The sequence below is a fragment of the Paenibacillus sp. FSL R5-0517 genome, assembly GCF_037974355.1.
Classification (GTDB): Bacteria; Bacillota; Bacilli; order Paenibacillales; family Paenibacillaceae; genus Paenibacillus.
In genome coordinates this window covers 1893572-1907078 of sequence record NZ_CP150235.1, presented here as the reverse complement: position 1 = coordinate 1907078, position 13507 = coordinate 1893572, and the positions used below count along the sequence as shown (strand labels likewise).

13 protein-coding genes are annotated in these 13507 nt (G+C 45.0%); 1 reads left to right on the top strand and 12 read right to left on the bottom strand.

The features are described from left to right. Positions 1-92: 92 nt before the first annotated feature. The 3 genes from ilvC to ilvB all read right to left on the bottom strand — a co-directional run bounded on the left by ilvC (position 93) and on the right by ilvB (position 3577). Positions 93-1085, bottom strand: coding sequence for a ketol-acid reductoisomerase (gene ilvC / locus MKX40_RS08600; protein ID WP_192134654.1), 993 nt, complete (start codon positions 1083-1085; stop codon positions 93-95). Positions 1086-1346: 261 nt separating this feature from the next. Continuing rightward, positions 1347-1829 carry an acetolactate synthase small subunit gene (gene ilvN / locus MKX40_RS08595; RefSeq protein WP_339240815.1) on the bottom strand — a complete coding sequence of 161 codons (483 nt, stop codon included), beginning with the start codon at positions 1827-1829 and terminating at the stop codon, positions 1347-1349. Further along, on the bottom strand, positions 1826-3577 hold the full coding sequence (ilvB, locus tag MKX40_RS08590; RefSeq protein ID WP_339240813.1) for a biosynthetic-type acetolactate synthase large subunit: 1752 nt from the start codon (positions 3575-3577) through the stop codon (positions 1826-1828). The genes ilvN and ilvB overlap by 4 nt, the downstream gene beginning before the upstream one ends. A 600-nt stretch (positions 3578-4177) precedes the next feature. Between ilvB and MKX40_RS08585 the strand changes: the two genes are divergently transcribed. Beyond that, entirely contained in the window at positions 4178-4624 is a 447-nt protein-coding gene (locus MKX40_RS08585) for a GNAT family N-acetyltransferase (RefSeq protein WP_339240811.1), read from the top strand. Between the two features lie 6 nt (positions 4625-4630). Here the strand turns inward: MKX40_RS08585 and MKX40_RS08580 are convergent, their stop codons facing one another. The 9 genes from MKX40_RS08580 to MKX40_RS08540 all read right to left on the bottom strand — a co-directional run bounded on the left by MKX40_RS08580 (position 4631) and on the right by MKX40_RS08540 (position 13382). Then, entirely contained in the window at positions 4631-5032 is a 402-nt protein-coding gene (locus tag MKX40_RS08580) for a hypothetical protein (RefSeq protein WP_339240809.1), read from the bottom strand. A 216-nt stretch (positions 5033-5248) separates the two neighbouring features. Next, the gene (locus tag MKX40_RS08575; protein ID WP_339240807.1) at positions 5249-6211 is read right to left on the bottom strand and encodes an ABC transporter permease; all 963 of its coding nucleotides are present in this window, start codon (positions 6209-6211) and stop codon (positions 5249-5251) included. Beyond that, entirely contained in the window at positions 6212-7291 is a 1080-nt protein-coding gene (locus tag MKX40_RS08570) for an ABC transporter permease (protein WP_339240805.1), read from the bottom strand. Further along, positions 7284-8822, bottom strand: coding sequence for an ABC transporter ATP-binding protein (locus MKX40_RS08565; RefSeq protein WP_192134643.1), 1539 nt, complete (start codon positions 8820-8822; stop codon positions 7284-7286). Before MKX40_RS08565 ends, MKX40_RS08570 begins: the two co-directional genes overlap by 8 nt. A gap of 185 nt (positions 8823-9007) precedes the next feature. Then, a complete protein-coding gene (locus tag MKX40_RS08560; RefSeq protein ID WP_339240803.1) occupies positions 9008-10048 on the bottom strand; it encodes a BMP family ABC transporter substrate-binding protein in 1041 nt (346 codons plus the stop codon). A gap of 582 nt (positions 10049-10630) precedes the next feature. Beyond that, positions 10631-10990: a 50S ribosomal protein L20 gene (gene rplT / locus MKX40_RS08555; protein WP_017689664.1), complete on the bottom strand. Its 360-nt coding sequence runs from the start codon at positions 10988-10990 to the stop codon at positions 10631-10633. 88 nt (positions 10991-11078) lie between these two features. Continuing rightward, positions 11079-11282: a 50S ribosomal protein L35 gene (gene rpmI, locus MKX40_RS08550; protein ID WP_017689665.1), complete on the bottom strand. Its 204-nt coding sequence runs from the start codon at positions 11280-11282 to the stop codon at positions 11079-11081. 24 nt (positions 11283-11306) lie between these two features. Beyond that, complete coding sequence (gene infC / locus MKX40_RS08545) at positions 11307-11801, bottom strand: translation initiation factor IF-3 (RefSeq protein WP_062833422.1); 495 nt, start codon at positions 11799-11801, stop codon at positions 11307-11309. A gap of 342 nt (positions 11802-12143) precedes the next feature. Next, positions 12144-13382, bottom strand: a complete 1239-nt coding sequence (locus MKX40_RS08540) for a glycosyltransferase family 2 protein (RefSeq protein WP_339240801.1) — start codon at positions 13380-13382, stop codon at positions 12144-12146. Between the last annotated feature and the right edge of the window lie 125 nt (positions 13383-13507).

The following is a 13507-nucleotide window of genomic DNA, read 5'->3' as shown; positions in this document are numbered from 1 at the left end:
ATAGCGGCTCACGCATAAGCACGGCCGCTATTCCCAGTTAAAGCTCTAAGTTTACTTGAATACCTTAAAGTGCATGTTCTAAAAGTTAATGCTTACTTCTTGATCCAGTGCATCATCTCACGCAATTGTCCGCCAACCACTTCGATTGGGTGTTCAGCTTCGTTACGACGAGTTGCTGTCAAGAATGCACGACCGGATTGGTTCTCCAGAATGAAGTCACGTGCGAATTTACCTTGTTGGATATCCGTCAGCACTTCTTTCATTGCTTTCTTCGTATCTTCCGTTACAACGCGAGGTCCAGTTACATAGTCACCGTACTCAGCTGTGTTACTGATGGAATCACGCATACTTGCAAGTCCGCCTTCATACATCATGTCAACGATCAGCTTCAGTTCGTGCAGACATTCGAAGTATGCCATTTCAGGAGCGTAACCCGCTTCTGTCAAAGTTTCGAATCCCGCTTTTACCAAAGCACTTACGCCACCACACAGAACAGCTTGCTCACCGAACAAATCAGTTTCTGTTTCTTCACGGAATGAAGTTTCGATAACCCCTGCGCGTGTACAACCGATACCTTTAGCATAAGCCAAACCGATTTCTTTAGCTTTACCCGTTGCATCTTGCTCGATCGCGATCAAGCCCGGTACACCAAAACCTTCCACGTAAGTACGACGTACCATGTGACCAGGGGACTTAGGAGCTACCAGCAATACATCGCTGTTTTTTGGAGCAACGATTTGACCGAAATGAACGTTGAAACCGTGGGAGAAGAGCAATGCAGCGCCTTCTTTGAGGTTTGGTTCGATTTCGTTTTTGTATACAGAAGCTTGAGTTTCGTCAGGAAGCAAGATTTGAACTACATCTGCACGGCTTGTTGCTTCAGCCGGGGACAGAACTTCAAATCCGTCATTTTTTGCGGAGTCAAAGGATTTACCTTCACGAAGTCCGATGACCACGTTCAATCCGCTATCACGAAGGTTTTGGGCTTGGGCGTGGCCCTGGCTACCATAACCGATTACCGCAATCGTTTTTCCTTTCAATACGTTAAGCTCTGCATCCTGTTCATAATAAGTAGTTACTGGCATGTTTATAAGTCCTCCTTTTATTGTAAAGAACCCTTCATTAATGAGCGGGTGTCTCAAGGGACCGACTCGCTTGAAGTGTCCAAAGCGTCTCAGGTCTGATCGATCCGTTCAGACACCCGCCCATTAATGCGGGAATGTATCTATCTTTTCAAGCGTTACATCACTAAAATGTTATATTGCAAGTAGTAAGGGACTGACACTTTCACATAAGATCAACTGTATATGTTAGCTCACCGTCGTCCCTTTTCATTCATTATAGCCTTATGCGTTACCGCGTACCAATGCAGTTATGCCTGTACGGGACAATTCGCGAATGCCGTATGGCTTGAGCAACTCAATCATTGCATCAATTTTGTCCGTATCTCCAACCACCTGAACAATCAGGCTGCCTGGACCAACATCTACAACGGATGCGCGGAATGTTTCAACCACACCCAGAATCTCAGGACGCTCGGAAGGCTCTGCTTTAACTTTGATCAGGGCAAGTTCACGGGCTACCATCGGTTTCAGGCTGAAATCAACCACTTTGATCACATCGATGATTTTGTACAATTGTTTCTCAATCTGCTCCAGCGTTTTATCGTCACCAATGGTGACAATAACCATCCGGGAGAGTCCGGGTTCTTCTGATTGACCCACTGTAATACTCTCAATGTTAAATCCGCGTCGACCGAACAACCCCGATACCCGCTGAAGGACGCCTGGCTGATCGTTAACCAATATTGAAATCGTATGTCTAATCATTCCTCAGCATCCCCCATCAGCATTTGATCAATTGTTGCTCCCTGCGGAACCATCGGATACACATTTTCATCCTTGCGTACCACGAATTCTACAACGACTGGGCCTGGTGTATCCAGAGCTTCCTGCCAAGCACGTGCCGCTTCTTCTTTATTCGTTGCACGCAATCCTTTTACGCCATATGCTTCAGCCAGTTTTACAAAATCCGGACTTCCTGCCAGATCAATATGGCTGTAGCGGTTCTCATAGATGATCTCCTGCCATTGGCGGACCATTCCGAGCACCTGATTGTTAATGATTACAATTTTAACCGGTATATTGTTAATGGCACAGATCGCGAGTTCTTGGGAACACATCTGCATTCCGCCATCACCGTTAATCGAGATTACGAGTCTGTCCGGATTGGCCATCTGAGCACCAATGGCAGAAGGGAATCCAAAGCCCATCGTTCCGAGACCACCTGAAGTTACCCATGAACGCGGTTGATTAAATTTGTAATATTGTGCTGCCCACATCTGATGTTGTCCCACATCCGTAGTTACAATCGCTTCACCTTTGGTTGTATCATTCAGCATTTCAACAACCCACTGGGGTTTCAGCACTTCGTCTGAATCCGTATAGCTGTAAGGTTTCTCTTGCTTCCACTGTTTGATCTGGTCTCTCCATGCATCTGCACGCTCGGCACGTCCAACTTCTTTGTTAGCTATTTCCAGTACAGTCTTCACATCACCCACGATTGGAATATCAGTTGCAATGTTTTTACCAATCTCCGCCGGATCGATATCGATATGAACGATCTTGGCATGTGGAGCGAATCCATCCAGCTTGCCTGTTACCCGGTCATCGAATCGAGCACCGATATTAATCAGCAGATCCGCTTTTTGAATAGCCTGATTGGAAGTGTACGTTCCGTGCATACCTGGCATACCCGTCCATAATTCATGACCGCTTGGGAATGCACCCAGACCAAGGAGAGTCGTTGTAATTGGAATGCCTGTCTTCTCAACAAACTCGAACAGTTCTTCATGTCCACCCGAGTACACCACACCGCCACCAGCCAGAATCATTGGACGTTCTGCTTCCTGAATGGCTTGGGCCAAACGGTCAACCTGCAGTTTGTTTGGTACTGTCCGTGGATTGTACCCTCTCAATATAACAGGTTCAGTTGTCGGTTCAAACAATGTTTTGTTCGCTGATACATCTTTCGGGATGTCGATCAGGACAGGACCTTTACGACCGGTATTGGCAATATGGAATGCCTCATGAATTACACTGGACAGATCTTTTACATCTTTCACCAGGTAACTGTGTTTGGTGATTGGCATTGTAATCCCGGTAATGTCCGCTTCCTGGAAAGCATCTGACCCGATCAGGCTCGAAATAACATTCCCCGTAATGACTACGAGTGGTACTGAATCCATATATGCTGTTGCAATACCCGTAACCAGATTCGTTGCTCCTGGTCCGGAAGTAGCGATGCAGACACCAACTTTGCCGCTTGCACGTGCATATCCGTCAGCTGCATGTATTGCTCCTTGTTCGTGACGAGTGAGAACGTGTTTGAAATCCTCGAAACCATACATCGCATCGTAAATGTACAACACTGCGCCGCCCGGGTAACCAAATACGCACTCAACACCTTCAAGTAACAAGCTTCTCAGCAGAATTTCGGATCCGCTAATGACCTCCGGCTTCATCCATTTTTCACGTAATTCATCTGTTGACCGTACTTCTGGAATTTGAGCTCCCATCAGTCATCCTCCTCTCGAAATTTACACCATTCTGACATTTAAAGTTACAAAAAAAACCTTCCATCCCTGCAAACAAGTTCATGCTTGCGAGGGACGAAAGGTTATCGCTTCCGTGGTACCACCCAACTTTGCCCGAAATTTCGCAATAACGGACCTTACCAGGTACAACAAAACGAATAGCTCAAACGAACATAGTCGTTTCCCATACCTGTTGTCTGTAACGCAGACATACGATTTTCCCTAATACGCGAAAGGAGTGACATCCAGTGCTTTTCAGGAAAACAGCTCCGAGGTGAGCTCGTATATAAGGGATAATGGTGGTGGTTTCAGCAATTCCAGCCACTCTCTGAGCAAAAGAGCCCTTAAAACTTCGTCCTCTTCATAGCCGATGAAATATTCTCGTTAAATGTTAGGAACATTATATGATTCCTCCAACCGATAAGTCAATACCTGTTTTGCATAAAAATTCAGAGAACCTTTCTTCCTCCCTCTTCAACCTTTAAGGTTGCCCTAATCCCAGCGCTTCATTCAGTCACCTTTTATCTTGCTTCGGGCATAGGATATACGAGCAGCACGACTGGTCCTGAAAGGAGGCTCCGTATGGTGATTCGGCAACGCACATCCAAGCTGGATGATGGCGCCATCATGAAGCTGATTGACACTCAACTTGTGCCTCTCTCTCACATGAGTGAAAAAGAAATTAACAAAATCCGCAAAGAAATACCCCTGCGAATGAACAGGGGCATGACCTTTGTTGTCTCGCCGGAGCCAGATAAAGCTGCTGTGGCATTCATCCATTTTCTCATGCATGGGGAACTGCTCTATGTCGATATGATGGCTGTTAGCCTGAAAGAACAACGCAAACGTTACGGCCAAACTTTGCTGCTCAAAGCAGAGAGCTTTGCGGCATCCCGGGGATGTCGAAGATCGAAAGTGATGGTGGATGAAGGCAATACCAAAGGGCTTCAGTTTTATCAAAAAAATGGGTACAGCGCGATTCGATACATCATGATGAGCCGCTGCTACGAATTGGAAAAAACATTATAAAATCCCCTAGAAAAATCCTGGTGGACGTGGTCCTGGTCCATAAGGACCGAACCCAGGCCCTGGGCCAAAACCGCCACCAGGTCCTCCTGGTCCATAACCCGGCCCGTAGCCTGGACCATATCCCTGGCCCGGTTTCGGGCCAGGTCCATATCCGGGACCAAAGCCGGGACCAAAGCCGGGACCAGGTCCATAAGCATAAGGCAGTGTGGCAATAGCGAGCAGATCAAACAGTACCAACGGCAAAATCGCTTTTGTGCGTACTTTTTTGCCATTCAGACGCTTCAGTACCAGTTTGTTGCCGGATACTTTCAACAGCTTTCCCGTAACCCGAGTGCCGTCTTTTTTGATTGCAACAATATTTTTGCCTATTAATTTCATCGCTTCATCACGCGTAACTTGTTGTTTCATACTTTCCCCTCCTCCTCGGATCGTTCAAAACAGTGTATTCGTCCATCACTGAATTCGCCTGTTTCTTTGTCCCTACCTGAAAATATGGGTATCTGCACGAGAACCAAAGTGAACGTGAAAAAGCGGCCTGCCGAAGCTCATAAAAACAAAAAAGGCCCGCACATGGCGGACCTTTCCATCAAACTTTTGGAAAGTAAATCAATATGTTGCAAGTCGTTACCTTTTACCCGGATCATACGCTTCACCGAGTGCAGACGGAGCCGAAGAACGTCCAACCGCTGCAACAAGAACGATGATGGTAAGCAGGTATGGCAACATGAAAATAATTTCCTGGGGAATACTTTGTGACCATTCAAACAACTGCACATAGTTACGAATCGCTTGTGAGAATCCAAAGAAGACAGCCGCACCAAACGCACCAATCGGATTCCATTTACCAAAGATCATGGCTGCAATGGCAATATAACCTTGGCCGGAAACCGTATTGTGTGAGAATGTACCCGTTGTCGTCAACGTGATTGCAGCACCACCAATGGCTGCAAGCGCACCACTGATCATAACGCCAACATAGCGATAACGACGTACTTTAACACCAACCGTATCAGCCGCACTTGGATGTTCACCAACTGAACGAAGACGCAGACCAAATGGTGTTTTAAACATAATGTAATACGTCAGGAATACGAAAAGAATGGCCAGATATGTCGTTGGATATACGTTCTTGAAAAAAGCTTCTCCAAGCAACGGAATGTCTTTCAAGAATGGCACATCAAATTTGCTGAAGCCTTGAACCAATGGTGAATCACCAGAACCTTCGAACAACAGCTTAACCAAGTACAACGTACTTCCTGCTGCCAAAAAGTTAATGACAATACCACTGATAATCTGGTCTGCCTTAAATGTGATAGACGCAACGGCATGAATCAACGATACCAGTACGCCCAGTACAATCGCGAGCAAAACCCCCATCCAAGCCGATGTCGTTCCGCCCATACCCGCTTCTTGAGCATAGTGCGCCCCGATTCCAGCCGCAAAGGCACCGAAGACCATAAAACCTTCAAGTCCAAGGTTCGTAACACCTGATTTTTCCGAAAAAATTCCGCCGAGTGAAGCAAAAATCAATGCCGTAGCAAAGACAAGCGTCGTATTGATAATCTGCCCAATTGTCAACAAGTCCATCTACAACACCTTCTCTTTCTTACGCTTCGAATAGAACGGTTTGAGTATCCAGCGCACGATGCCTTGTGCCGCAATGAAGAAGATAATCGAACCGATCACAATCCGAATAATCTCAGGCGGAACATCCGCAGCAAAACTCATACCTGCAGATCCGTACGTGAGGGTACCAAACAACACTGCACCCAACAACACCCCAAACGGATGATTCAAACCAATCAGGGCAACTGCTATTCCGTCAAAACCTGTACCTGGTGAACCCGACATTACAGTCTGGTAATGGAACACACCAAGAACCTGGAATGCACCACCAAGACCGGCAAGCATACCACTGATAAACATTGCTTTTACGATATTCCGGTTAACATGCATACCTGCATATTCAGCCGCATTCGGGTTGTAACCTACCGCGCGAATTTCGAAACCTTGTTTAGTTTTCCACATATAGATATAGAAGAGCACAGCCATCACAAGAGCAATCAATGTCCCCATGTGCACACGGGAGTTACCCATTAGTTCAGATAACCATGTGAGACTGATCGAAGCCGATTCGCTGATATCGACCGAGCGATTCTCGCCCTTCAACAACAAGAATTGGCGTACGATAAGGTTCGCCAGATATAGACCAATCCAGTTCAACATGATACTGCTGATAACTTCATTGACCCCACGTGATGCTTTCAGATAACCAGCAATAGCTGCCCACAGACCACCAAACAATGCACCAGCAATCAAAGCCAGTGGCGCATGAAGGTAGATTGGCAAACCTGCAAATTTAACACCTACAAATGTTGCAGCAGTCATACCGACGAGAAATTGGCCTTCTCCCCCGATGTTAAACAACCCTGCACGTGATGCAAATGCAAATGCAAGTCCAGTCATAATTAACGGTGTCATTTCCCGTACCGCTTCACCAAAGTTGTACATGTCTCCAAATACCTTGGTGAACAATGCGCCGTAGGCTTCAATTGGATTGTAGCCACCAATCAGCATGACAACCCCACCGAGTATCAGACCCATAATAATGGCGACTACAGGCAAAATAAATGAATCTCGGGTAAACCATTTCAATACGTTATTCATGCGCAGTACCTCTCTTTTGGGTGCTGCCCGCCATCATCAAGCCGAGCTCCCTGTCATTGGTTTCTTCCGGCAGCACCTCGCCAACGATCTGGCCTTCATAGATGACAGCAATTCGGTCAGATACATTGATAATCTCATCCAGTTCAAATGAAATTAGCAGAACAGCCTTGCCTTGATCGCGTTGTGCAATCAGCTGCTTTTGCACGAACTCAATAGCCCCTACGTCCAAGCCACGGGTTGGCTGTGCAGCGATAAGCAATTCAGGATTTTTATCCACCTCACGTGCGATAATGGCCTTCTGCTGGTTTCCTCCAGACAAGGAACGGGCTTTGGTCTCGATGCTTGGTGTACGCACGTCAAATGCCTCCACAAGCCGCTTCGCCTGCTTTTTGATGGCATCGAAGTTAAGGAACCCCTTACGAGTGTATGGTGCCTTATAGTACGATTCCAGTACGATATTTTCGCTCACTGAAAAATCAAGTACAAGTCCGTGTTTATGTCGATCTTCCGGAATGTGGGCTACACCCGACTCCGAGATATGGCGCGGAGAATGATTGGACAGCTCCTTGCCCTCCAAAAGAATTGAACCACTGTCGACTTTACGAAGTCCGGTAAGGGCTTCAATCAGTTCACTTTGACCGTTACCATCCACGCCTGCGATACCAACAATCTCTCCAGCACGTACGTTCAGGTTAAGTTGGTTCAGAACTGCAATACCCTCTTTGTTCTTGGAAGTTAGTTTGCTAACTTCGAGCACATTGGCACCAGGTGTAGCCGGCTTTTTGTCCACTTTGAATGTGACATTCCGCCCCACCATTTTCTCTGCCAGCTCATTCGGGTTCGTTTCCGAAGTTTTGACGGAATCAATGACTTTCCCCCGACGGATAATCGTTACGGTGTCGGAGATTTCCATAATCTCTTTTAATTTGTGCGTAATCAAGATGATTGACTTGCCTTCTGCGACGAGCTTCTTCATGATGATCATCAGTTCTTTGATTTCTTGAGGAGTCAATACGGCTGTAGGCTCGTCAAAAATAAGAATGTCCGCACCACGATACAATGTTTTAACAATCTCCACACGCTGCTGCATTCCGACAGAGATATCATGAATCTTGGCATGAGGATTTACTTTCAGTCCATACTGTTCGGATAGCCGCTGAACTTCAGCGGCTGCTTTTTTATAATTAATATTGAGACCCTTCGTTGGTTCAGATCCCAAAATAATGTTCTCTGTTACCGTGAACGGCTGTACAAGCTTAAAGTGCTGATGCACCATGCCGATGCCAAGATCGATCGCTCGGTTAGGGCTGTCGATGATGACAGGCTTGCCATTCACTTCAATGGAACCTTCATCTGGCTGATAGAGACCAAATACAATATTCATCAACGTTGACTTACCAGCGCCGTTTTCGCCCAGTAGCGCATGGATCTCGCCTTTACGAAGCTGAAGGCTGATAGCGTCGTTGGCAACAATGCCTGGGAAACGCTTCGTAATTTGTTTTAACTCAACGACGGGGGTTGCTGCACCCATGTAATCACCCTTATAACTGATATAGTGTGGTTCCGCAAACGAAAGAAAAGCTCCTACCCGGAGCGTTGATACACAGTGACCTTGTACAATTGTTATGATGACTTGATCAAATGTTCCTGTTTTTGCAATCATAAGGCCGGTCTAGACCGGCCTCAATGATTATTCATCTGTGACTAAGACCAAAATTACTCTGTAGGAACTTTGATTTCGCCGCTGATGATTTTTTCTTTGTACTCATCTACTTTAGCAAGGATATCAGCAGATACGTTAGCAGTAGAAGTATCAGCAATACCTACACCGTTTTCTTTCAGTGTCAGGTTCTCAGAACCGCCAGCAAATGTACCATCAACAACTTCTTGGTTTACGCGTTTAACCGCTTCGTCTACTTTTTTGATCATGGAAGTCAAAGTGATCTCATCACCAAACTCAAGAGATTGGTCTTTGTCGACACCGATAACCCAAACATCTTGACCTTGTTTTTTACGTGCGCTTGCTTCGTTAAACACACCGTTACCAGTTGCGCCAGAAGCGTGGAAGATAATGTCTACGCCTTCATTGTAAAGTGTTGCTGCTGCTGCTTTACCCAAATCTGGTTTATCAAATGCACCTGTGTAGTTAGAAATGAATTGAGCATCAGGGTTAACTGCTTTTACGCCTTCTCTGAATCCTACTTCAAACTTTTTGATCAGTGGGCTTTCCATACCGCCTACAAAACCAATTTTGTTTGTTTTTGTTGTCAGACCGGCAACAACACCAACCAAGAAGGACCCTTCTTCTTCAGCAAAAGTTACGGACTTAACATTAGGAGAATCCACTACGCTGTCAATGATCGCGAGTTTGGCATCCGGGTTTTGGTCAGCAACCGTTTTGATTGCATCAGCCAATTGGAAACCGATACCCCAAGTCAGATCATATCCACCCTTAACGAATTCGTTCAAGTTCGGAATGTACTCTTCATCGGATTTACTTTGCAGGTATTTAACTGCTACACCTGTTTCTGTTTCAGTCGCTTGCAGAGCTTCCCAAGCGGATTGGTTAAAGGATTTGTCATTAACTCCACCTACGTCAGTAACCATACCGATTTTGAGATCGGATTTCGCTTCAGTGGATGTGCCACCTGTATCTCCTCCGGCATTTGTTTCTTCTTTCGGTTTGCTACCACAACCTGCGAGCATAACCGATACCGCCAGCAACATTACCAAAGACAAGCTGAGCATCTTTTTCATTTTCTCTTTTTCCCCCTTAATGATATATCCTTCATTCCAATCCAGCCTACAATTGAACGGTTAACAGATAGCAGGAATGGCTTTTATGCAGAATGTATGGTTTCTTCGACATTAAAAGCGCATTCTCACCCTTGAAGCATTCTATCATCTGTCGAAAAACCGAACATTATGACATGGAGAGAAAAATTTAGGACTAGCCTACTAGAGGTGATTATACAATCAACCAGTGTTAAAATCCAGATGTTTCATCACCAAATATCACATATTTTTGTTCTTTTTTTATTGAAAACGCTTAATAATTTAGCGTTTTAACACGCTAACGTTACAACGATGTGATGTTATATAACAAAAACATATCGTGAACTTTAGTGAGGAATGGAATTTACCTGTTTTCATTTGTATTATTTCACCGTTCGTATTTTATGTATTTCCACGGACTGTTATTCACCGGTTATCTGGTTTTCATTGTTCCCTGCCAGACCATAGCCTATTCGCTCTACTCATTCAGAGATTCACCTTCGGATTGCTTCCAAGCCGTAAAAAAAGCCGCCATATAGGTACGGCGGCTTGTATCATACAATTTTAAGCGTTGATTTTGCCTTTAGCTACAGTAGCCAAAGAGTTGAACGCATTGATGTCGTTAACGGCCAGATCAGCCAACATTTTGCGGTTCATGTCTACACCAGCAAGTTTCAAACCATGGATCAGTTTGTTGTAAGACAAACCATTCATACGTGCTGCTGCATTGATACGAACGATCCACAGTCTGCGGAAGTTACGTTTCGTGTTGCGACGGTCACGGTATGCGTATACCAGGGATTTCATTACTTGCTCGTTAGCTGTTTTAAAGATACGGTGTTTGGAACCGAAATAACCTCTTGCCAGTTTCAAAACCTTTTTATGACGACGACGTACTACAAAACCGCCTTTTACTCTTGCCATATTAAAGAACCTCCCAAATAAATATAAATGTATCCGTGGTATGTGTACGGCCGTAGCCGATCCCCCATACGGAATGTACTAATTAGAATTAGCCTTTCAAGTTAGCCAAACCTTGTTTCAAACGTCTAACATCCCCGGCAGCCATAACTGGGTTACCGTTCAGAACGCGCTTAGCACGTTTAGATTTGTGGGAAAGCAAGTGGTTTTTGTGAGCTTTGTAACGAAGGACTTTACCGGAACCGGTAATTTTGAAGCGTCCTTTCAAACTGCTGTGTGTTTTCATTTTAGGCATTTTGTGTTTCCTCCTCCAATGTTATCAGGCTTTAGGAGCCAAGATCATGATCATACTGCGGCCTTCCAATTTCGGTTGACGTTCAATAGTACAAAGTTCTGCAACTTCTACCTTAACGCGCTCCAAAATCCGTTGACCAATCGCGGCATGTGCAATTTCACGTCCGCGGTAACGAACAGAACATTTCACTTTGTCGCCTTCGTTCAAAAACTTAACTACATTACGAAGCTTCGTTTGATAATCGTGCTCCTCAATATTGGAACGGAACCATACTTCTTTAATGTCAACAATTTTCTGGTTCTTACGGGCTTCTTTTTCTTTCTTTTGTTGCTCATAGCGGAATTTGCCATAGTCCATAATACGACACACCGGCGGTTTAGCCTGTGGTGCCACATTGACCAGATCCAAATTCAGGTCAATCGCCATTTGCAGTGCTTCGCGAATGGGCGTGATCCCAATTTGTTCTCCTTCAGCTCCGACAAGGCGTACTTCCTTCGCCCGAATCTCATCATTAATCATGTGATCTTTACTAATAACCGTCCACCTCCAGGTCATTTTGAATATCCAGTTACACAAAAATAAAAGGGATGCCGGTCAAGCTACCGACATCCCTGTAATCAACACAATTCTTCATGAGTATACACTTCATAAATTATTGGGATCGTTGACCAGCCAACATAGTGTTGATCAGGTGAGAAGTCGGACTTCTACTTGTGATTCCATTGCTATTCATTTTGAATCCGTTTTAAAGCACTTGAATACTATAACATCCACGAAATGCATTGTCAATATCTTCACAACTTTTTTCTGAATTATACATTTGTTATATCCAATGTCGACAAAGTCACGTATCCATGTTCCTTATCCTTGTTTGCTCTGCACCTCATCGAGCCGCACAACACGTGTGTGTTGGGTGTGGCTCCACTGTTTGTTGTTCTGCGTGAAGAAAGCGTAGAACGTAATCGGGTACCAAGACAGCAGATAAATTGGGAACAAAATCAGATATAGATAAACTTTGGCAAAGGTAACCTTCTCCAGCGCCATGGATAACAGGAACGTCAGAATATTCAGACCAATAGCGACGAATCCAACCCATAACGGGAAGTACCCATAAATATTCGCAATGTGCGGACCATTGAATATGGCCATGTCTACCCACATCACAGCCGTCATCAGGAACGTAAGCAACACAACATAGACATTGGCTCCATAGATGGCAAGGTCAAATTTCACCAGGCTTCTTTCCTTAATGGACTGCCAGAGCAGCGGGAAGAAATATCTACGTGCAACTGTAAAGTGACCTTGCATCCAGCGCAGACGTTGTCTCGCTGAAGCTTTGAATGTTAATGGCTTCTCATCAAATACTTTGGCGTCATAGTTGAAAACAGGATACACGTTACGTTGAACACTACGCATCGTAAACTCCAGATCCTCAACCAGACTTGTTGCGCCCCAGCCAATTTCCTTCAACAGGTTGGTCTCGAAGCACATTCCGGTTCCTCCGAGGAAATTCGCCATATTCAAGTTATGACGAGACAACTGCCACAGACGGTTAATGTACCAGTAAGATACGCCGTAAGCTGCAGTAATCCAGGAATCCTCCGGATTTTTCGTATCAATATATCCTTGGATAACACGTGAACCATTGTTCAAGTCATCATTCATTTCAAGCAAGAAGTTACGGTCAACCAGGTTATCCGCGTCAAACATAACAACTGCGTCATACTGACGTGGCAATTTCCACAGGTACTTAAGCATCCATTCGATGGCATACCCTTTACCTCTTAGATCAGCGTTGGTACGTACGCAGGCATTCAACCCATGTTCTCTAACAATCTGAGCCGTTCCATCCGTACAGTTGTCACAGATGACAAACACATCGTACAGATCTTCCGGATAATCAAGTTGTTTCAAGTTCTCCATCAAGGCACCAATGACTTGTTCCTCATTGTGTGCTGCGACGAGTACAGCGAATGATTTTGTGGCTGGATAATGTTTCTTTTTCTTTTTCTTAATCAGACCGAACAGCGAAAACGTGAATTGGTACACGGCTAGCAGTGCCAGAATGACCTGCATCGTGACGAATATAGCGTCCAACATCGTTCTCTGTTACCCCCTTTTTTTCAAACCCAGTTTACTTAAGCATTTCTCTTCCTGATTCTGCAATTTATTTTTTTTGTAATGTGCAGAATATGACCCTGTTCTTTTGTGTAATACGTGAATTT

Bases quoted from the DNA above. Each gene is read 5' to 3' on its own strand.
- ilvB (WP_339240813.1), bottom strand. From the start codon at position 3,577: ATGGGAGCTCAAATTCCAGAAGTACGGTCAACAGATGAATTACGTGAA.
- MKX40_RS08570 (WP_339240805.1), bottom strand. From the start codon at position 7,291: ATGAATAACGTATTGAAATGGTTTACCCGAGATTCATTTATTTTGCCT.
- MKX40_RS08560 (WP_339240803.1), bottom strand. From the start codon at position 10,048: ATGAAAAAGATGCTCAGCTTGTCTTTGGTAATGTTGCTGGCGGTATCG.
- rplT (WP_017689664.1), bottom strand. From the start codon at position 10,990: ATGGCAAGAGTAAAAGGCGGTTTTGTAGTACGTCGTCGTCATAAAAAG.
- infC (WP_062833422.1), bottom strand. From the start codon at position 11,801: ATGATTAATGATGAGATTCGGGCGAAGGAAGTACGCCTTGTCGGAGCT.
- MKX40_RS08580 (WP_339240809.1), bottom strand. From the start codon at position 5,032: ATGAAACAACAAGTTACGCGTGATGAAGCGATGAAATTAATAGGCAAA.
- ilvC (WP_192134654.1), bottom strand. From the start codon at position 1,085: ATGCCAGTAACTACTTATTATGAACAGGATGCAGAGCTTAACGTATTG.
- MKX40_RS08575 (WP_339240807.1), bottom strand. From the start codon at position 6,211: ATGGACTTGTTGACAATTGGGCAGATTATCAATACGACGCTTGTCTTT.
- ilvN (WP_339240815.1), bottom strand. From the start codon at position 1,829: ATGATTAGACATACGATTTCAATATTGGTTAACGATCAGCCAGGCGTC.
- MKX40_RS08585 (WP_339240811.1), top strand. From the start codon at position 4,178: ATGGTGATTCGGCAACGCACATCCAAGCTGGATGATGGCGCCATCATG.
- rpmI (WP_017689665.1), bottom strand. From the start codon at position 11,282: ATGCCTAAAATGAAAACACACAGCAGTTTGAAAGGACGCTTCAAAATT.
- MKX40_RS08540 (WP_339240801.1), bottom strand. From the start codon at position 13,382: ATGTTGGACGCTATATTCGTCACGATGCAGGTCATTCTGGCACTGCTA.
- MKX40_RS08565 (WP_192134643.1), bottom strand. From the start codon at position 8,822: ATGGGTGCAGCAACCCCCGTCGTTGAGTTAAAACAAATTACGAAGCGT.